Here is a 20,088-nt window from a genome sequence, read left to right on the forward strand (position 1 = left end):
TTAACTGAAAAAGTTAACAAGAAGTTGCATAAAGCGTACTCAATATAGCTACAGTGAGCGAATATTTAAGTACGCCTTTTGCTAGTTGATTGATCAGGCTATGTAAGCCTTCTTGGAGAGTATATCGATTGATTCATTGATTAAATTACCGATATTCAGATAGTTATCCATATTTTTATCGCCATTTCTAAAACAAATTTTCGATTTTATTTCTGAATGAGAGCCCAAAATACTTGTGAATTGCTCATCAGTTCCTTTATGGGTGAGATGCTGGTGATTTATTGGAAAGCTTATCAATGATGCTGAGATAAAGTTATCTGGGCATTTCATTGATGAAACAATTAATAAATTTAAAGACATAGCTGCAAGCTGTGAGAATAGTGCCTCAGTCTTATCAATGGTAAGATGTAATTTTATGGTTGGGTCATTATTAGAAACGGCTTCTGTAATATATGAAATGAAGTATTCTGGTAACGTGTCAGAAATACCGATATGAAAATTTTTAACATTATTATTGGTCGATTGCTGAGCGATAGCTTTAATCTCTTCAACCTCTCGTAAAATAATTTGACTATGCTCTAAAATTCGTAAACCTAAAGGTGTAAAATTAACTCGACGTGTTGTTCTTTCGAGTAAGAAACAACCTAAGTGGTTTTCAAGTTTACCAATTTGAATACTTAGTGTTGGCTGTGCAACATTACAGTATTGAGCAGCTTTCTTAAAGTTAAGAAATTTACCTAATGCGTTCAAATACTCAAAGTCTCTAATATTCATGTTATTGCCTCTGCTGTAATTTAAATCTAACCCTAGTTGTTATTGTTTATTGCTCACTTAATAGTGAACAGGCGCTAATGACAGAAAATAATTTTCACAGTATGAAATGTGATGTTTTCTATCATTAATATTAAGTCGGTCTAGCACCAAACTTATTCATAATGAAATCTCAATAAACGTAATGGAGATAAATATTGAGATGCCATTATTGGATAAGATTTTTTATAGTGAAGTAATTCTTAGAGTTAAATATAAAAAAAATTTAAAGGGCTATAATGTATATTCTAAATTTTTATTTTTGATGTAAATCCAATCCTGAAATTCATTCAATAAGTTATACGTTTTTAATGAATAACACAGTTTCAGACTACTGATTGGATTTAGTTAATTTATTTTTTATACCTTTATAAAACTAAAATTATCAATGCTATTAAACTGCGGCTACAGTATCTTTTATCCATCGATGGAACTGTGAGCCGAATGTTTGATGCTGTCGGCTGTATTCGAAAAATGCTTTCATGTAGCCCATTTTATCACCACAATCAAGTGATTCACCTTTGATGTGGTATCCTTCTATCGCATGGGTTTTAAGTAGCATTGATAGCGCATCAGTAAGCTGTATTTCACCACTCATTCCAATCGGTGTTCTTTCTAATAATGGCCAAATATCTCGGCTTAAAACATAGCGGCCAACAACAGCAAGATCAGAGGGACTATTATCTTTATGTGGTTTTTCTACAATAGCTGAGATGTTGTTAAAACTTCCGCTATTGGATATCTCGTTATTACAATCAACGATACCATACTTTTCCACATGCTCTTTATTGACCCTTTCTATCAGTATTTGACTTTTCCCAGTCAAATAAAACCGCTCTATCATGGCGGGTAAATTGTCGAATTCATAATTACATTTATACTCATTAATGATGACATCAGGTAGAATAACAATAAAATCATCATCTCCCACGAATGGCTTTGCACATAAAACTGCATGGCCTAAACCATTTGAGTCACCTTGCCTAACATGCATTATCTTTATATTTTTAGGTAATACACCATTAATTTCATTTAATAGCTGCTGCTTTCCCTTCTGCTCAAGTAATGATTTTAATTCAAAAGAGGTATCAAAGTGATTCTCAATTGAATTTTTTGATGAATGGGTAACGAAAATAATTTCATTGATACCTGCCATATAACATTCTTTTATGATGTACTGTATAATCGGTTTATCGACAAGAGGTAGCATCTCTTTCGGTATTGCTTTTGTTGCTGGTAACATGCGAGTTCCTAAACCAGCAACAGGTATCACAGCTTTTAACATATATGATCCTTGGTCAATAAAATATTTAGTGTATACATGTTATACTCGTCATATTTCAAGTTGCAGCATTGTTAACTGCGTTCACTTGTGCCATCCACATAGTTTCTATGCACTTAGCAGCTCGTTTACTTGTCTCTTTGCTACCCCTCGAATTATTTAGAGTATATATTTCAAGTTGCAGCGCTTTTCATTAAAGCATAGTGATTTTTATCATTCCTTTGTTTCTTGCCCGCGCATTGAATATATATTGCTATCAAAATAGTACTTTTGGATTTTATTAATATAAATAGCTATATAGTGTTAAAACTAAATAAATTTTTGTACTTTGTTTCCTCCTTCTTTCTTTGCTTTGTATAATGCAATATCAGCATTTTTTAATAATAAACTCAGATTGTTACCATCTAACGGATATTGTGCAATACCAATGCTGACATTGATGTTAAAGGTTTTTTTTCCTAAATAATGATATGAATAACGCCTCAGACGGTCTATAAAGTTTAAAAAAAATAATTCGAAACTTTGCCCCATAAACCCACTGATCATTAAAACAAATTCATCTCCACCCAATCGAGCAAAAAGAGCATCATTCGGTAGGCTTTCCTTGGCATACTTAGAGAATTGCTTTAATAAGCTATCACCACAAAGATGGCCAAAGGTATCATTTATTTTTTTAAAATTATCAATATCAATAATGGCAATGCAGTATTCAAGTGCATTATGCTTTGCCAGCTTTATTTTCATTTTGCTGCTTTCATAAAACCCATATCTATTTAATAATTTTGTTAATGGATCATGATGAACCTGAAAAAATAATTTATTCCTTTTAAATATAAGCCTAGTAACCTCAGTAAGTGTTAAGCAATAATGATGCTCCTTATTAAAATCTTGTTTAAATTCAACAAAATTAGCAATGAAAAAAACTTTCTGTTTTGTTTTAGTTATAAAAAAAACTTCTTTTTTGAAACACTTATATCGCTTAACAGAAAAAGAATCAGTTATACCTAAAATTAACTGCTTTTTTCTTATATCAAATGCCAGACCTACGATTTCATTATATTCATAGTGGTAGTTTTCTATGAAATATGAGCTAGCATAAGAAACTTTTCCATATATATCAATTAATAATAATGATACTGCCTCGTCGAGAATTAAGTTTAAAGGAATACTTTTATTTCTTTCTTGTGTAATCTTATTATAATTCAGCATAAAAACTATTTAAATAAAGCATAACGAAATATAAAGACGTCTTCTGTTGCATTTTCATTCCATAACACAGGGACTGATTCGTTACCGCCTTGAGAGGCCAACCACTGAGTATATAACCCCTCCAAAACACTAGCGCTAGCTTTACGCCATTTTTTATTAACGGATTGTGGAGCGTGAGGCCATGCACAGTGAATAATAAGCAACTCACTGTTTGCTGGCGCCATTTTAATAAATCCCCAGTTGAAGATTTCTAAAGCACTATTAATATTTTTTTCTAATTGGGCTAATGTGCTTGAGTTTTCAATTTTATGTAATTCACCTAATTGTCGCCCAACTTTTCTTAAAGTATTGTAGCCTTCATTGGTTTCACCAGATGAAAATTCATAAAATAAGAAATTGATTAAATCATGCCAACCAGTTTTAAAACTGCGTTGTAAGTAACTATCTTGGTCATAAATCATTTCTATTTTCCTAGTATATCGTTGTCGAATAAATATTTAAAGTAAATATTTGCTTTTGTTTCATCATAATTTCCGAAAGTGTTATAGCTTACATTTGCACCAATCAATGATGATGGAGATATTTTATATTTAGTGTCTACACTAATCGCATAGCTAATACCATTTTTACTCGTGTTTTTATAGCGAGTATCAATATATTCATCATTAAGCGCATAGTTCTCTAACTCTTTTTGATATTGAGGATTATTTGGATAATAGTCTGTACTTTCAGTTGTATAAGATTGATAACCAATATTTGAGCTTAATTTTATGGATAAATTATTGATGTCTTGCTGATAAGATATCGGTAATGAAAAAGCAATATATCTTTGTGGACTAAAATAGCCAGCATGTCCTAACGTATAATAATTAAGGTTTTTATCAAATGCCATATAATGGACATTTGCACCTAAGGTCAGTTTTTTATCATTTTTATTAATACCATAAATATATGTACCGGTATTAAAATCAATCGATTGGTTAGTTTGTATATTGCTACCAATATATTTATTTCCGGCAATTTTAGCATAGGCGCCATAATGGCTATCATCCCAAGCATATTGAGCTGAAAGAGTATTACGAGTCACTGCTCCCCATTCTTTACCAGAAACACTGTCTTTCAAACCACCATAAGAAAGTAAACTATCTTTTACGGCACGTCGTTCTGCATTAAATGTTAGCTGACTATTTGGTGTTGTATTGAATGACCATTTAGCACCACCGACCAAAGAAACAATTAAAGCATCACTGTTAGTATGGCCAAAATCCAGTTGGAAATTATCGCTTTTAAGTGAAATGCTTGATTCCAAACCTTGTAATGTGTTACTACCAATTTCATCAGCATGAATATTTTCGCGCAGAGAACTATCAACCAGACTACGGCGATTTGCTCTGATTAGGGCACCGCTACCGACTAAACTTGCATTTTCAGCAGGGGTTTTACCTGAATCGATTACCGATGGAGATATATTCAAGGCTATTTTCATATCTTCAGATACAGGAATTGATAGGCTTACAGTGTCTTTAAACTCCGTTAATTTACTTAGTCCTGACTCTCCTGAATGACTATTAAATTCAATGGTATTATCCAGAGCAATAGCCGTTTTTTGTTGTAACTCGTTGAGCATGATTTCAATATAATTTAACTGCTGTTTTTGTTGAGTACTTTGATTGGTATTTTCGAGGACCTCTCCAGCTAGCGGGTGGTTTATAGGGAAATCACTTGAGTTTTCAGTAGGGTTAATTAACCCCCATTGAGCTGTTTTTAATAGTTTTATGGCTTGAGTGTTATTTCCTTCAAGTTTAGCGACTCTTGCTGATAGCATGATGTAGCTTGTTCTGTTACTTGCTGGTATTTGGTTAAAGTATTTTTTTACCGTGGAAATCTCTTTATTAGCTAATGCGATATCCACCAATCCCATTAAGGCATCCTGATTTTGAGGTGAAATAGATAGAACATAATGATATATGTCAGCTGCCTGATTAGATTGCCCATTGGCTTGGTAAATTCTCCCAGTCGCAAGAAGTAATAAACTGTTATTAGGATTATTTTTGAGCTCGGGTGCTAATATTTGCCAAGCTTCATTTAAATGGCCTTTTTCGCGATATAAGTCAGCTTGCTCACTTAAATAAGTTGCTCTGATATTATTTATTTCTTTTTCATTCGCTGTAGCCAATAAAGCAGGGGAGTTCATTAAACTTTCTGCTTCGGCAACATAACCTAGTCGACGTAAAACGAGAATTTGTTGTCCGTAATCACTTAAGTTTCCTTGAGGCTCTGATAATTGATTTTGGCGGATCAGCTTTAAAGCCATTTGATTATCACCGGCATCCATATAGAGTTGGGCTAACCGACCGATATCACTTGGGTTATTTGGTGGCACTTTAATATTTATTTTAAGTGTATTGAGGGCTGCATTATTGTTGCCGTTTTCTATATAATGTTTCGCAATGTCGACTTGTTGGTTAAATTTAGCTCGTTGTTTTAACTCAATAATTTCTGATGACTGAGCCTCTGGTGGAATTTTGTTGGATAAAGTGAGTACATTGCTCCAATTATTTTGCTCTGATGCAAAAATCAGTGCGCTGTGCCAAGCTGCGGTAGAAGGGTAATTAGTCACTAGGTTGTTTATCACCGCTGCTGCTTTTTGTTTTTCGCCTTTTTTGTTGAGTACCCGCGCGTAATCAAGATTTAGCCAAGCATTGTTAGGATTTTTATCAATTGCTTGTTTTAAAATAGTTTCAGCTTGATTGTCTAAGCCATTATCTAATGCTTGTTGTGCTTCTTTTCGATATTGTTCACTCATATCAATGCGTTGTTGGTAATAGTGTCTCTCTGAAACGGGAAGAGTTGCGAATAATTGGTTTAACTCAGCATACTTTTTCTGCTCTGCAAATAACCAAACTAACTGCTCTTTAATCAATTTATTATTGGGGTATTTTTGATTGAGTTTTTGATAAAGAGATTCTGCACTTGTGTAGTTTTTTTGGTCACGATAAATTTGCCCACGTAGTAAGTCTAATGTGAGCTGTTGTTGTGAACTGTATGCAGCGGTTTGATCTATATAAGCAAAAGCCTGATCGTACTGCTTATCTCGTGTTAATTTTTTTATCGTGTCCAGAGAAGAGTAATAACCTATGCTCTCAAGATCTTTTACCCATTGTTTTCGTTTATGATTGTCTGTGCTATTTGCTGCTTCACGTAATCGTATTTCAGCTTGTTGGTAATCTTTTTGATGTAACGCTACGTAACCAAGTCCTGCCATTGCATCACTATTTTTCGGATCATTCTCTAAGGCAGTAGTAAATTTTTGTTTTGCTTGTTCAATGCGGCCTTTATTGAGCAGTGTAAATGCCGCTAATATCTCATTGCCACCAACGCTGCGATTATAGTGATCCATAACACGGTTATCGTTTGGCGAAAGGTTAATAAAGTTTTGATAAAGTGGTAAATCACTTTCATTTGGTTGTAGCCATAGTAATGCTTGCTGAAGAGCATTAATCACGGCAGTGCTTTTATTATCGAGCTGGCTAAGCTTTTGTATGCCTTCTCGGCGAGTTTTCTCTTGATAAGTTAATACAGTTGCGAGTACAAGTTGCACTTTACTATCTGAAGGAGATTGCAGAGCTTTTTTTCTTAATTCTGATATTGCTAGCTCTAGATGATTTTTACTTCCCGCTAAGGTTTCGTAATATTCAATTGCCAGATCACCACTTGGTGGATTATTAATAAATAGATTGTTATACGCTTGTATCGCTTGATCGATTTGACCTTTTTGCGCCAATGAGCGGGCTTTTTTAAGTAACGTATCAGACGTATTTTTTTGCGGATCGAATTGCATTAGCTGCCTGATCCGTTGATCGTTAGGGGAGAATTTTTTGAATCGTTCGATCCATGAGGTAGCATCTTGTTTGTTGCCTTGTTGGATCTTATAGCGTGACATTAAATATAATGCTTCGATATTATTAGGCTCTATAGCAAAAATTTTATTAAGCGCATCATACGCTAGTTCATAGTTAGATTTGCCATGCCAATAATCGGCTTTTTCTAACAGTATCTTGATTGCTGTCTCATTTTCTAAAGAGGTAGCAAATGTTGTACAGGCAGGTATTCCGCATAGCAACATGAGTAGCATTTTTGCAAATTTGTTATTTTTCATCTTATTTTTTCGTCCCTGATAAACGCTTAGACTCATGTGCTTTTAATCGCTGGAATAAATAAAAACTGATTAAAAACAATGATCCAAATAATATGGTCATCAATAAAAATAGATGCTGACTAAAAAACCAGATGGTTAAAGTAAATAATGGTAATTCGCCTGATAGGAATGATGGGGTTAATCGTAGGATTTTTACATCATCAAGGTCGCTGAATAGCAATGTGTCACCTGATTCAATTTGTTGCCGTCCTGGAGTAATCATATCTGTTGCTAGCTTATTTAATTGAGCTGAGTTGGTTGCAGTCAGAATGGTAACGATCTTGTCAGAAGACCATGGTGATTTAAAGCTAAGAGAGCCACGCCATTGATGAGTGTTCAATAAAAAATTATTGGCTTCTTCAAATTGATTTTTCCACTCACCCAATAGCAATAACTTTGTTTTATGTATAAGTGATGGCGAAGAAATTTGTAAGTTACCTTGGTTATAGTGATAGGGCGTATCTGAAAGTAGTGGTTGAATTGCAGAGAAATCTTTTAATTTGTTAATAATGATAATATTTGATGATTTTAATTTTGAATTAGATTGTATTTTTTCAAAATGATTAAATAGCGTTAAATTCCTGACAGGAAAACCAGTAATACGCCCAGAATGCTCCATGAGATTGAGCAATAAAGCCACTTCATCTTTTTCAGGTTGCTCAGGTACTAAAATAGAGGTGTCTGATAAATCGGCATACTTGGTAAACGGAAATAATCCACTCAGGAACCAAGCGCTATTGGGTAATTCACCAAAGTGACCAATATTGCGTAAATCAAGTGTTGAACTAGGTAGTATTTGGTTGACAATATCGTTATTGCTAAGAATATTACAAGGTGTGTCACTATTTGGAGTGATATTGAAGTAAAAACTTAATTTATTTTCCCCTTGAAAGCGCGTGTTATCTAAATAAAGGGTTGTACTATTGTTACTTTGAGATTCAAAGAAATCAATAATAGGGGCTACAATAGTATGATTTTTTGCATTCACATTTTTTAAAAATTGCTTATTAAGTGCAATGGTTAACATTGAATTATCAACATCAAACCAATTTTTCCGGTCAAAAGTATAATCAATTTTTAAAGGAATTTTATCACCTGAAAGCATAAACATATCAGGAGGAAGCCTAAAATTGATTTTCTTCTCCTCATTCCAAAACATATGTGCTTGTAGTGCATCAGGACTTTTGATTAATTGACTAAATGGGATAATTTTTTTAGCTGAAAGCCAGTTAGGAGCATCGTAAGCTTGACGTTTATGGACGGTGTGAGGTTGCACTTGCATAGTGCTATTATCAGTTAAATCAGTACGAAAGAGTTGGTAAGCAGCTTGTCGTAATTCATCTGTATTACGACCACTGACAACGAGTAATTTGTATTTTTTATTGTTGGGATTATCAATAAGTTTTAAGCTTGAGCCATTAGGATCGGCGAATGATTGGCCTGAAATAGTTTCACCTAGTGTTGTGAATAAAATAGCATGCTTTTCAGGGATCTCATCAAAATAAACGTTAAAGTCATTTTCTTTTTCGTCGCTTTTGATGCCAAAAATAGAGGCTACGATTGCAGAAGAGACCAAGCTATCTGAGGTTGGAGAAGCAGAATAAATAAAAGTCAGCTCATTTCTATTAATTTTTAAAGGATCTAAGAATGGGCGCGGGAAATCCGCCAGTGATTTTCGAGTATTCATCAGGATCCCTTTCATGGTCATTGAACTAGATGGGGCTATTTTGACCACCAGATTTTTGAGATCGGGTCGCTGGCATGTCCATTCATTATTAATGATGTCATCATTACTAATGACTTGAAAATTTAAGTTATTCTTTGATGACAATAGAGAATTAGGAATTTTTAAAGTAAAAATAGAACGGTTTTCATCGACTTGCGATAGAGGAACTGCACCTAAAGATTGGCCATTTAAGATAATTTGTAAATTTTCTTTTTCAATGTTGTCTGCTTGATTGACGGATATAACAATTCGCATATCAGAATTAATGGCAATAAAATCATAAGGTAGGGTAAAACTGACCCCAGATTGTAGTTTACTACTCGTTAGTGTTAGCCCTTTGGTTAATCCTAATTTTTTAAGTGATATTTCTTCAGACGTTGTCTCAACATTGTTTTTGTTATCGGATAAATTGTTATTTAAAATAAAGTCTAAGTCAGTAGACAGCTTTGTATATTCACTTTCTAGCGGTTGTGCGAAAGCAGTGATACTTTGCATCAGCAACATACTAATGATTAATAATAAGCTCATGTAGCGACTAGGCATGTTGCTGCTCTTTATTTGGTGTGGATAGAATTATTGAATTATTTGGTGATTTTTTATCTTTGCGGATAATAAATAATCCAATGGCACACTGTAAGACATCAGCAAATGCTCTTAATGGTTTATCTGCTACATGTTGTGAGCTCAGCCATGCATCAGCACGAGTGAGTACGACACGAACAACATCACGCCGTATATTATCTGTTAAATGAGCGAATTCCATTCTCAAATAGGCACCATCAATCCATGTTTTTTGGATTGGAATTAGTGCTTTTTCTTTTCCTACGCCAATTGATATTTGTGTGACATATTCTTGTGTAGGGTTATGCTTAAATGGATAATTAAGCCTTACACCATTCATAGATAAGTCAACAGAGTGAGTTTCTATCTGGCTCTCATCAGAAAAATAAACAGTAACCGGTAATATTGCAGACACTCGGGTTGTACGTCGTAATTGTTTAGTTTCTTTCGCTACGGCTATCGAAGCTAATACAATGAGTAGACTGTAAACTCCCCACATTAAATTGATAATAATGACTCCATTATCAATATAACTGTACATACCAATAGCCCATTTAGTTAGCGCCATACTAATACCAAGTACTAAAAGCAGCGCAACGACAATTAAAGGACGAACAGCGGTATGATCGAAATAATTTTTATCAGTTAAGTCACCTTTGTCTGTGACGTTAAATTTACCGAGTTTTGGTGAAATTAGACTCATCAGGGTAGGGAGTATTAGATGAAATGCCATGACAGTTTCATAAATTTCACCCCAGAAGGAATAACGGTAATTGCCAACTAACTTTGAGTTTACATAGTTAGAGGTAATTAAGTGTGGCAATGCATAAGAAAATATCAATGCTGCTGATGATGAAATAATATTTAGGTCGAATAAAATAAATACTAATGGTGATAGTAAAAAGGTGGCTCTAGGTAAGCCATATTGGAAATGTAGCATAGCATTGAGATAACAAATACGTTGTGTGAAAGATAATCCACGCCCAAGCATTGGGTTATCAACTCGAAAAATTTGCGTCATTCCTCTAGCCCAACGAATACGCTGGTTGATATGTAATGTTAACCGTTCAGTAGCTAAACCTGCTGATAAGGGGATCGCTAAGAATGCGGTATTCCAGCCTTTACGTTGTAATTTTAATGCGGTATGAGCATCTTCGGTTACGGTCTCGACGGCAAAACCATTCGTTTCTGCTAATGCTCTGCGGCGGATCACTGCACATGAACCACAGAAAAAGGCAGCATTCCAGTTATCATTGCCTTGCTGAACGGGACCATAAAATAACGAGCCTTCATGAGGTGCTCTTTTGGCTGCTTTGAGGTTACGTTCAAAGGGATCTTTTGAGTAAAAATGATGCGGAGTTTGTATCAGTGCAAGCTTATCATCTACTAAGAAAGCGCCAACTGTCGCTTGCAAAAATACCCGTGTAGCAACATGGTCGCAATCAAAAATACAAATAAGTTCTCCCTCTGTTTTTGTTAGAGCGTGATTTAAATTACCCGCTTTAGCATGGTTATTATCTGGACGAGTGATATAACCGACATTGACCCCTTCGGCAAATTGACGAAATTCTTCGCGTTTCCCATCATCTAATATAAATATCTTAAGTTTATCTTTCGGATATTCAATACATTGAGCTGCGAGTACAGTATCTTTGACAATATCGATACTTTCATTATAAGTTGGTATAAATAGATCGACGGTTGGCCATAGTGTTGTATCTCGTGGCAAGGGTTCTATGGTTCTTTTTAGTGGCCAACATGTTTGAATATAGCCGAAAAGCAAAATAGCTAATGAGTATAGCTCTGCAATAAAAAGTAATGAGCCTAGAATTAACTCAATATAAGAATCAAAATAAAGTGTTGTTGTTGCTCTCCACCAGATATAACGTGATGTACACAGTAAAGAGATTAATATCATAGTGAGTTGAATTTTTTTACCTTTAAATATACCAATAAAAAAAGTCAATATAACAAGTACGCATCCTAATAAAAGTTGCCTTTCACTATCCAGTGGGATAATGATTAATAAAAGAAATAATAGCAATAAAAGTATTGAGCTAAAAAACTTGAATGTTTTCTGCATATAATTAACTCATGTCCATATTACTTTAAAATAAAATTATTTTTTACTGATACTTGAAAATAGTACACTGAGTATAATAGCTTGCTCGGTATGAGACGTGGAAGCATTTATTTCATTATAATAATGGTTATTATTGTAATTAATAAAATTTTTAAATTCATTTGCTGATGTAAGGTTATCCTGTGATGGAGCTTTTTCTATCGTTTTGAGCTGATTATCTTTTTTATCTGATATTGGTGTATCTGATCTAGGTGCTATATTGGATAATAGCTGTCCACTACCAGATGCAGTGGTTTCTTCAATTTCAAGAAAAGAAAAATTATCCATTTTAAGCTGTCGGCTTAATGAATTTAAATCATCGTACATAGTTAACCTTCACCCTGAGAATAGCAAACGCAGTTACACATAAGATGAGTGATTTTTACCATGGTATTTTAGGTAAATCATCTTATTTTGATATAATATTTAGTTATAATATTACTTAAAAAACTCCAATTGATAATATGTAAATAATCTAGAGGGATACACTGTGTAACTTTATGATTTGATTTTTAAATATGGGGTAATTATGAATTTTGAATAAATAGTAGTTATTAATTTATCGCTTATTTATAACTATTTTAAATGAGTATTTGAAAGAATTAAAAATGCTAAAGAATAAAATTAGTATTTATTGATAGATAATATAAATTATTTTATTTTTTTATGACAAATAGAGCTCGAAAAATGAGCTAATTAATGAATAAATAAATTATTTGTATGCAAATAAACTGTTGCTTACTAGCAACCGGCTAATGAATATTTTTATCTCTCCATTGGCTAGGCGAGTCACCAACCAATCGGTTAAAAAATCGCGCAAAGTAAGCAGGATCTTTAAAACCCAGTTGATAGGCGATTTCAGAGACTGGACTATCACAAAATAGCAGCATACGTTTGGCTTCTCGTAACAACCGGTCGAATATCAAGCGTTTCGGTGGGCGATTAGCAAACCGTCGGCACATATCTTTAAGCCGAGATTCTGTAACGCCTAATTTATCAGCATATTCTGGGATGGAAAGATGCTCGTGATAATGTGCATCAATAAGTTGGTTAAAACGTTGAAATAATCGATGCTCTCCTCTAACGCCACTGACCGGATGGTCATCAAGTGGAATGGAACGAAGTAAAAAAGTAAATAAGGCTTGAGCGAGGGAGGAAAGTACTTGATCTCGCCCAGCGTAGCTGTTTGATGATTCGCGCGCCATCAATGACCAATAATAGTTAAAAGTTTCTAGATCGTCAGGCTTATCCGCGACCGATAAGCAAATAGCAGGAATTGCCACCAAATCAGGATTAGCTGGATAGAGTGATTCTAATAATGGAATAATCAGATCCTGCCGTACCGTAAGCACGTGGCCATCAGTATCTTCTTGAGTAAAGAAAGCATGAGGGATAGAAGGCGGGGTAAGTATAAAAAGCGGAGCCTGAACGGAATAGCGCTGTTCGTCAAGTTGCAGTGTGATATGCCCTGTCTCAAGATAATGCAGTTGGAAGAAGCCATCGTGTCGGTGAGCTTGCATATCCCGACCAAAAAATGCGGCCATATTACCAAAGGTTTGGTAATGGACATCATCATTTCCCTGTGTCTCATCATAATCTTTACTGATATCGATATTGGTTATTAGCGATGACACCACATTGATCCTTTAGGTTATCAAGCGGGCCGTAAGCTATTTGCCTACAGCCCAGATTATTATGTTTATTTAAGGCGTTGCTCTTGGACGCGAACTTTTCATTGGAATTAATACAACCAATATAGCACCAATGACCAGTAACCCTGCCACAAAATAAAGCCCTGAGTTAAAGCTGCCCGTTTGATCTTTTAACCAACCAATCAATAGCGGGCTAACCGCAGAACCAATATTACCTGTAGCGTTAATCACCGCAATACCAACGGCACGAGCGCGTAAGCTAATTGATTGGTCGGGTGTGGTCCAGAACACGGCCATCGCGGTAAATGATCCTGTTGATGCCATAATAATACCGAGTAGTTGGATCATTGGCTGATGGGTCAGTGCGGCGATGATCCATCCGGCGGCGGCAAATAAATAAGGGAGTGCGGTATGCATTTTACGTTCTTGTAGCCTATCTGAACGTCGGCTCCAATATACCATACCTAATATGGTACAAAACTGAGGGATCGCGGTAAGTAAGCCAATCATTGCATTACTGCTACCCTGATTAAAACTTTGCATAATCTGTGGCGTCCAAATATTAATGGCACTGAGCGTGTTCGTCAGGCAAAAATACGCCACGGTATACATAAGAATTACAGGAGTAAAAATCTCTTTCCATAAACTGGTATTTTGCAATGCACTATGACTTTTGGAGCCCTGTGGCTGTACCAGTTCTAGTTTATCTTGCTCCATCATTTCTTGGAGGCTTTCTTTATCTTCTTTGGTTAGCCATTTAGCTTTGGCCGGAGAATCATCAAGATAGAACCAAACGAGAACACCTAAAATAACGGATGGGAATCCTTCCAGCAGGAATAACCATTGCCAGCCTTTAAGATCTAAAACACCATCTAATTCAAGAATGTAGCCGGAAGCGAGGGAGCCAAATGCCATCGTGACAGGCATGGCAACCATAAATAAAGCATTCGCACGAGCGCGGAAATAGGCAGGAAACCAATAAGTGAGATAAACAAGGATCCCCGGTAAGAAACCTGCTTCAGCTACACCAACTAACATACGTAAAACGTATAGGCTAGTGGGGCCTGTAGCAAACATGGTCGCTGTTGAAGCGATACCCCAGAGCACCATGATGGTGGCGATCCAGCGGCGTGCACCTACAATCCCTAACATTATGTTGCTAGGAATACCAAAAATAACATAGGTTGCATAAAATAAGGTAGCGGCAAGACCAAACATAGTCGAAGTAAGGCCAATATCTTTCCCCATTGTTAGTCCCGCAAAACCAATATTAATACGGTCAAGGAAAGAGAAAACAAACAGCACAAATAAAAAGACAATTAATCGACGAAATAATTTTTTAATAACGCGTTGTTGTGGTTCAGTCAAGTTTTTATGCTGTTCTGCTGGGTTTTTCTCAGCAATGTTTGATGTGTTGCTCATTTTGTAATTCCCTCATTTATATGCATTTAATGCTATTATGGGTACAAAAATCCGTTAGGCAGCCATACTATAATGTCTGCCCTAGAGGTACGTGGTGACTAATGTCGCTGACTATTAACCATCAAATACATTTGCTTGTAGGGTTATTTGTATTTAATGGTCTGTTTATTTTTAAAATTAATACACACTCGGTGTCGTTGGTGCGGTTTCAGAAACCGTTTTACCAAAGCGCGCAGCAAGCGCTTCTGCTCCACGAGCCAATAGCGTAGTATCAACTCCAACAGCTACAAATAATGCGCCTAGTTTCAAATAGTGATCGGCAACATCTGGTGCAGCCATCAAGATCCCCGGAGCCACACCCGCAGCACGAATTTGCACAATCGCTTTTTCTATGACAGATTTAACTTCAGGGTGGTTCGGGTTACCAGAAAAGCCCATATCAGCACTGAGATCGGCGGGTCCAATAAATACCCCATCAATTCCTTCAACTTGCAAAATATCAGCAAGGTTGTTGATAGCTTCACGCGTTTCAACTTGCACGATCACGCACATTTCATCATTAGCGCGCTTCAGATAGTCAGGAATACGGTTCCAACGTGAGGCTCTTGCTAACGCACTGCCAACTCCACGGATCCCAGCGGGTGGATAACGTGTCGCACGAACGGCTTGTTGTGCTTGTTCTGCATTTTGCACCATAGGTAGCAACAGTGTTTGTGCGCCGATATCTAATAATTGCTTAATAATAACGGGATCGTTCCAAGGCGGCCTAACTACAGGTTGTGAAGGATATGGCGCGATGGCTTGTAACTGTGTGAGTGTTGTTTGCACATTGTTAGGTGCATGTTCACCATCGATAAGTAACCAATCAAACCCAGCCCCTGCGATTAATTCGGCGCTGTATGAGCTGCATAAACCTAGCCATAAACCAATTTGCGGGCGCTGTTCTTTCAATGCTTGTTTAAATTTGTTGTGTAAAATATCCATGATGATTTCCTTATACAAAACGACAGCTCACAGAGCCCATTACGCCATAATCAACATGGAATACGTCTCCTTTGCGAGCGGCAACAGGGCGCGTGAAAGAACCACCTAAAATAATTTGACCTGCTTCTAATTGGACATTGTGGGGGGCTAATTTATTGGCTAACCAAGCAACCCCATTTGCTGGGTGATTGAGAACCGCAGCGGCGACGCCTGATTCTTCAATAACACCATTGCGATAAAGTAAGGCGCTAATCCAACGTAAATCAAGATCACGTGGTTTGATTGGTCTGCCACCTAAAATAACTGCTGCATTGGCTGCATTATCTGAGATAGTATCGAAAACTTTACGTGGACGCTTTGTTTCAGGATCGATACCGTGGCAACGAGCATCAATCAGCTCAAGCGCTGGTATTACATAGTCGGTTGCATTATAAACATCGAACAGAGTGCAATTAGGACCACTTAACGGTTTCGCTAAGACAAAAGCAAGCTCAACTTCAATACGCGGTACGATAAAGCGGTCTGTTGGGATTTCACAGCCATCATCAAAAAACATATCGTCTAGAAGTGCACCATAATCAGGTTCATCTATCTGCGAACTAGCCTGCATGGCTTTAGAAGTTAACCCAATTTTATGGCCTTTAAGTGAACGCCCTTCAGCAATTTTCAAACCCACCCATTCACGTTGGATAGCGTAGGCATCTTCTATCGTAATCTCTGGGTGATCCAATGAAATTTGACGGATCTGTTCACGCGTTTTTTCGGCCTGATTAAGGCGTTGTGCAACTTGAGATATGACATCTTTTTGTAACATGCGAATATTGCTCCTGTTGATTTCTGCTGGTAACGCAAGAAACGCTAGAGGCTTTTATGCTCGTCATACTTCAAGTTGCAGAGGTGTTGACTACGCTCAGCTAGCCGAATCACATAGTTTATCTATGCTCATCGTCTATCTTCACTTGTCGCCTACCTGCAACTCGAATTATTTAGAGTATAAATCCGCACTACACCGTTAGCGTAGTGCGGTAACTAAATTAAGTTAGTTAGAAAGCCCACCAAAGCAGAGGTATTTCACTTCCAGATAATCTTCAATTCCGTAACGTGAACCTTCACGCCCCAGACCTGATTGTTTAATGCCACCAAATGGGGCGACTTCATTTGAGATAATGCCTTCATTGATCCCTACCATGCCGCTTTCTAATGCTTCAGCAACACGGTAAATACGACCAATATCCCTTGAGTAAAAATAAGATGCCAAACCAAACTCAGTATCATTGGCTAACTGAATGGCTTCTTGTTCATCACGGAATTTAAATAATGGCGCTAACGGACCGAATGTTTCTTCTTTAGCGACAATCATTGATTCGGTTACATCAGCTAATACAGTCGGTTCAAAGAACAAACCGCCTAGTGAGGCAGATTTGCCCCCAGCAAGTACACGGGCGCCTTTAGATACCGCATCAGTGATGTGTTCGTTGACTTTATCAACAGCAGCTTGGTTAATCAGAGGCCCCTGCTGTGAATCGCTTTGGGTTGCAGGACCAATTTTCAATTCGTTAACAGCTTTTGCGAGGCGTTTCGCAAATTCTTCGTAAACACCTTCTTGAACTAAGATTCGGTTAGCACAGACGCAAGTTTGTCCGCTATTGCGGAACTTAGCAGCTAATGCGCCTTGAACTGCCGCATCTAAATCAGCGTCATCAAAGACGATAAAGGGCGCATTGCCACCCAGTTCTAACGACAATTTTTTAACTGTGTCAGCACATTGTGCCATCAATAGTTTGCCAACACGGGTTGAACCCGTAAATGTCAGTTTTCGAACCACAGGGCTAGAGGTCATCACTCCACCAATAGCTTTAGCATCGGTACCCGGTACAATATTAAATACACCAGCAGGGATCCCTGCTTCTTCACCTAACGCTGCGAGCGCTAATGCCGATAATGGGGTTTCAGCTGCGGGTTTGAGAACCATAGTACACCCTGCGGCCAGTGCTGGACCTACCTTGCGGGTGATCATTGCATTCGGGAAATTCCATGGCGTGATAGCCGCCACGACACCAACCGGTTGTTTGATGGTGACTAAACGGCGGCCTGGAAGTGGAGAAGGGATAGTTTCACCGTAAACACGTTTGCCTTCTTCAGCAAACCATTCGATAAAACTTGCACCATAGGCAATTTCTCCCATTGATTCAGTAATGGATTTACCTTGCTCCCAACTGAGTAGCTCTGCGAGCTCTTTTTGATTGTCCATCATCAGTCGGAACCATTTATTAAGGATCTGGCTACGTTCTTTCGCACTTTTGGCTCGCCAAGCAGGCAGTGCTTTTTCTGCTGCATCAATGGCTTGTTGGGTTTGTACTGCACCTACATTACTGACTTTAGCAATGATTTCGCCGTTAGCAGGGTTAGTGACATCAAATTGGCTATTATCGTTGGCATTGACCCATTGACCGTTGATATAAGCCTGCTGGCGGAATAAGGTAGAATTAACGTTGATACTCATTTCTCTTTTTTCTCCGAAGACACTGAAATTAACTGTGAGCGGACATTTTTAGCCGAAAAACGCTGGCTAGTGAAACTGAGTCCGGCACAGACAGCCATAACCAGTGCCATAGCAAATGGGGATTCATCCTGTAGTACAGAAACTGCAACACTTGCAATTGCTGCCAATGCAAACTGAATAGAGATAGCGAGAGCACTGGCGCTGCCTGCAATTTTTCCTCGATGCTGCAATAACAGTGACAAGCTGTTAGTACCGATAGCATTGACCATTGATAAAAACAGCACCACCAGAATAACAATAATAGGCAGGCTTTGCTGGTAGAAAATAAGTAATAATACGCCAAACAGTAATTGAGCCCCGCTTTGTAAGCACAGAATACGGTTCAGACTATAGGTTTTGAGCAATCGGACATTCAGTAGCAATATCGCTATCATGCCAAGAATATTGCAACCAAATAAGAGGCCATAATGCTGTTCAGATACCCCAAAGTATTGGATATAAACAAAGGGGGAGCCGCTGATAAAAGCAAACATACCCGCGAAAGAAAATGCCATAGTGCCAATGATACTCATGGCTTCTTTGTCGCTTAACACTTGAGCGTAATTATGAAATGCTACGCTGAGTAAATTTTTAGAACCCTTTTGTTGTGAAAGGGTTTCAGGGAGTAAAAAGAAAATACACCCCGTAGAACAAAGGCCAATCAGTGCAAGAAGATAGAAGATCGCTTGCCACTGAAAGTGAATAAGTAAAAAACCACCTAGCAAAGGCGCAAGCAGAGGCGCTATCATCGTCACCAGTGTCATTAGAGATAAGACTTTAGGTAATTCACTCGTTAGATAAACATCCCTTGCAATCGCTCTGGCCATCACGATAGCAGCTCCGCTGCCAAAGGCTTGTAGAGCCCTAAATGCAATTAAAGAATCAGCTGAAGTTGTTTGCGCGCATAGTAAGCTCGCTAGCGTAAAAATGATGAGGCCACTTAATAACATTTTACGACGTCCAAGGATGTCACTGAGTGGCCCATAAAACAGCATACCAATACAAAAACCTGTAAAAAATGCGCCGAGTGTATACTGCATCTGTCCTTGGCTTGCATGGAGCTCGATTCCCATTTGTGGCAATGCAGGAAGATACATGTCGATCGATAGCGGCCCAAAAGCGACTAATGACCCCAGTAATGGGATCAGGTAGCGAGGGATATGTTTATCGAATGCGGTCGGCATCAGTATTCCTTATTTAAACAACGCATGAATATTGTTTTGTTTATAATTCAGTACAGGATCTAACTCCTCCATAGTAAAAGACAACGCTAGGTATCTATCATTCATCAACTGAGCAAAATGCTCTTTGATTAATGCAAATAGCAACTCGCCGGTTTTTTGGCGATCCTCAAGAGAACGACCTGCACCAATTTTGAGGGTCATGTGTACAAAAGCATAGTCATGCTTACCATCAGCCATTTGCCAAGTATCTAACCAAATGGCACGACTACGGATCCCGCCAAGAGGGAAAATACCTGTGCCCGCGAGCGCATTATTGACCTTTGAAAACAGTTCAGGCAGTTTGGCTTGTTCACGGATATTGTCAGTACACTCAGCAATAAAATGAGGCATTATGGC

The 20,088-nt window shown here is 37.5% G+C and carries 15 protein-coding genes; all 15 read right to left on the minus strand.

Annotated features, from left to right (window positions below; translation table 11 throughout):
* Positions 1–93 precede the first annotated feature (93 nt).
* The 15 genes from JI723_RS04290 to JI723_RS04360 all read right to left on the minus strand — a co-directional run bounded on the left by JI723_RS04290 (position 94) and on the right by JI723_RS04360 (position 20,082).
* On the minus strand, positions 94–774 hold the full coding sequence (locus JI723_RS04290) for a LysR family transcriptional regulator (RefSeq protein WP_070926675.1): 681 nt from the start codon (positions 772–774) through the stop codon (positions 94–96).
* Between the two features lie 430 nt (positions 775–1,204).
* Positions 1,205–2,095 (minus strand): UTP--glucose-1-phosphate uridylyltransferase GalU, encoded by an 891-nt coding sequence (galU, locus tag JI723_RS04295; RefSeq protein ID WP_319066899.1) that lies wholly within the window; start codon positions 2,093–2,095, stop codon positions 1,205–1,207.
* Positions 2,096–2,401: 306 nt separating this feature from the next.
* The gene (locus JI723_RS04300; protein ID WP_337979798.1) at positions 2,402–3,301 is read right to left on the minus strand and encodes a GGDEF domain-containing protein; all 900 of its coding nucleotides are present in this window, start codon (positions 3,299–3,301) and stop codon (positions 2,402–2,404) included.
* 5 nt (positions 3,302–3,306) lie between these two features.
* On the minus strand, positions 3,307–3,762 hold the full coding sequence (gene bcsD / locus JI723_RS04305; RefSeq protein ID WP_070926666.1) for a cellulose biosynthesis protein BcsD: 456 nt from the start codon (positions 3,760–3,762) through the stop codon (positions 3,307–3,309).
* Positions 3,763–3,764: 2 nt separating this feature from the next.
* The gene (locus JI723_RS04310; protein ID WP_337979799.1) at positions 3,765–7,460 is read right to left on the minus strand and encodes a cellulose synthase subunit BcsC-related outer membrane protein; all 3,696 of its coding nucleotides are present in this window, start codon (positions 7,458–7,460) and stop codon (positions 3,765–3,767) included.
* Position 7,461: 1 nt separating this feature from the next.
* Complete coding sequence (locus JI723_RS04315; RefSeq protein WP_337979800.1) at positions 7,462–9,768, minus strand: cellulose biosynthesis cyclic di-GMP-binding regulatory protein BcsB; 2,307 nt, start codon at positions 9,766–9,768, stop codon at positions 7,462–7,464.
* Entirely contained in the window at positions 9,761–11,869 is a 2,109-nt protein-coding gene (bcsA, locus tag JI723_RS04320; protein ID WP_272580347.1) for a UDP-forming cellulose synthase catalytic subunit, read from the minus strand. The genes JI723_RS04315 and bcsA overlap by 8 nt, the downstream gene beginning before the upstream one ends.
* Before the next feature lie 36 nt (positions 11,870–11,905).
* Entirely contained in the window at positions 11,906–12,235 is a 330-nt protein-coding gene (locus JI723_RS04325) for a hypothetical protein (RefSeq protein WP_337979801.1), read from the minus strand.
* A gap of 425 nt (positions 12,236–12,660) precedes the next feature.
* Complete coding sequence (gene hpaA, locus JI723_RS04330; protein ID WP_070926654.1) at positions 12,661–13,545, minus strand: 4-hydroxyphenylacetate catabolism regulatory protein HpaA; 885 nt, start codon at positions 13,543–13,545, stop codon at positions 12,661–12,663.
* Between the two features lie 66 nt (positions 13,546–13,611).
* Positions 13,612–14,982, minus strand: coding sequence for a 4-hydroxyphenylacetate permease (gene hpaX / locus JI723_RS04335; protein WP_140182172.1), 1,371 nt, complete (start codon positions 14,980–14,982; stop codon positions 13,612–13,614).
* A 177-nt stretch (positions 14,983–15,159) separates the two neighbouring features.
* Positions 15,160–15,966 (minus strand): 4-hydroxy-2-oxoheptanedioate aldolase, encoded by an 807-nt coding sequence (gene hpaI, locus JI723_RS04340; protein WP_272580345.1) that lies wholly within the window; start codon positions 15,964–15,966, stop codon positions 15,160–15,162.
* Between the two features lie 10 nt (positions 15,967–15,976).
* Complete coding sequence (gene hpaH / locus JI723_RS04345; protein ID WP_070926649.1) at positions 15,977–16,780, minus strand: 2-oxo-hept-4-ene-1,7-dioate hydratase; 804 nt, start codon at positions 16,778–16,780, stop codon at positions 15,977–15,979.
* A gap of 225 nt (positions 16,781–17,005) precedes the next feature.
* Entirely contained in the window at positions 17,006–18,469 is a 1,464-nt protein-coding gene (locus JI723_RS04350) for an NAD-dependent succinate-semialdehyde dehydrogenase (protein WP_272580344.1), read from the minus strand.
* On the minus strand, positions 18,466–19,692 hold the full coding sequence (locus tag JI723_RS04355; RefSeq protein WP_319066887.1) for a Bcr/CflA family multidrug efflux MFS transporter: 1,227 nt from the start codon (positions 19,690–19,692) through the stop codon (positions 18,466–18,468). The genes JI723_RS04350 and JI723_RS04355 overlap by 4 nt, the downstream gene beginning before the upstream one ends.
* A gap of 9 nt (positions 19,693–19,701) precedes the next feature.
* Positions 19,702–20,082, minus strand: a complete 381-nt coding sequence (locus JI723_RS04360) for a 5-carboxymethyl-2-hydroxymuconate Delta-isomerase (RefSeq protein ID WP_070926644.1) — start codon at positions 20,080–20,082, stop codon at positions 19,702–19,704.
* Between the last annotated feature and the right edge of the window lie 6 nt (positions 20,083–20,088).

The sequence above is a fragment of the Providencia manganoxydans genome, from assembly GCF_016618195.1.
Lineage (GTDB): Bacteria > Pseudomonadota > Gammaproteobacteria > Enterobacterales > Enterobacteriaceae > Providencia > Providencia manganoxydans.

Bases quoted from the DNA above. Each gene is read 5' to 3' on its own strand.
- hpaI (WP_272580345.1), bottom strand. From the start codon at position 15,966: ATGGATATTTTACACAACAAATTTAAACAAGCATTGAAAGAACAGCGC.
- JI723_RS04325 (WP_337979801.1), bottom strand. From the start codon at position 12,235: ATGTACGATGATTTAAATTCATTAAGCCGACAGCTTAAAATGGATAAT.
- JI723_RS04350 (WP_272580344.1), bottom strand. From the start codon at position 18,469: ATGAGTATCAACGTTAATTCTACCTTATTCCGCCAGCAGGCTTATATC.
- JI723_RS04315 (WP_337979800.1), bottom strand. From the start codon at position 9,768: ATGCCTAGTCGCTACATGAGCTTATTATTAATCATTAGTATGTTGCTG.
- bcsD (WP_070926666.1), bottom strand. From the start codon at position 3,762: ATGATTTATGACCAAGATAGTTACTTACAACGCAGTTTTAAAACTGGT.
- bcsA (WP_272580347.1), bottom strand. From the start codon at position 11,869: ATGCAGAAAACATTCAAGTTTTTTAGCTCAATACTTTTATTGCTATTA.
- JI723_RS04360 (WP_070926644.1), bottom strand. From the start codon at position 20,082: ATGCCTCATTTTATTGCTGAGTGTACTGACAATATCCGTGAACAAGCC.
- JI723_RS04300 (WP_337979798.1), bottom strand. From the start codon at position 3,301: ATGCTGAATTATAATAAGATTACACAAGAAAGAAATAAAAGTATTCCT.
- JI723_RS04310 (WP_337979799.1), bottom strand. From the start codon at position 7,460: ATGAAAAATAACAAATTTGCAAAAATGCTACTCATGTTGCTATGCGGA.
- hpaH (WP_070926649.1), bottom strand. From the start codon at position 16,780: ATGTTACAAAAAGATGTCATATCTCAAGTTGCACAACGCCTTAATCAG.
- JI723_RS04355 (WP_319066887.1), bottom strand. From the start codon at position 19,692: ATGCCGACCGCATTCGATAAACATATCCCTCGCTACCTGATCCCATTA.
- galU (WP_319066899.1), bottom strand. From the start codon at position 2,095: ATGTTAAAAGCTGTGATACCTGTTGCTGGTTTAGGAACTCGCATGTTA.
- hpaX (WP_140182172.1), bottom strand. From the start codon at position 14,982: ATGAGCAACACATCAAACATTGCTGAGAAAAACCCAGCAGAACAGCAT.
- JI723_RS04290 (WP_070926675.1), bottom strand. From the start codon at position 774: ATGAATATTAGAGACTTTGAGTATTTGAACGCATTAGGTAAATTTCTT.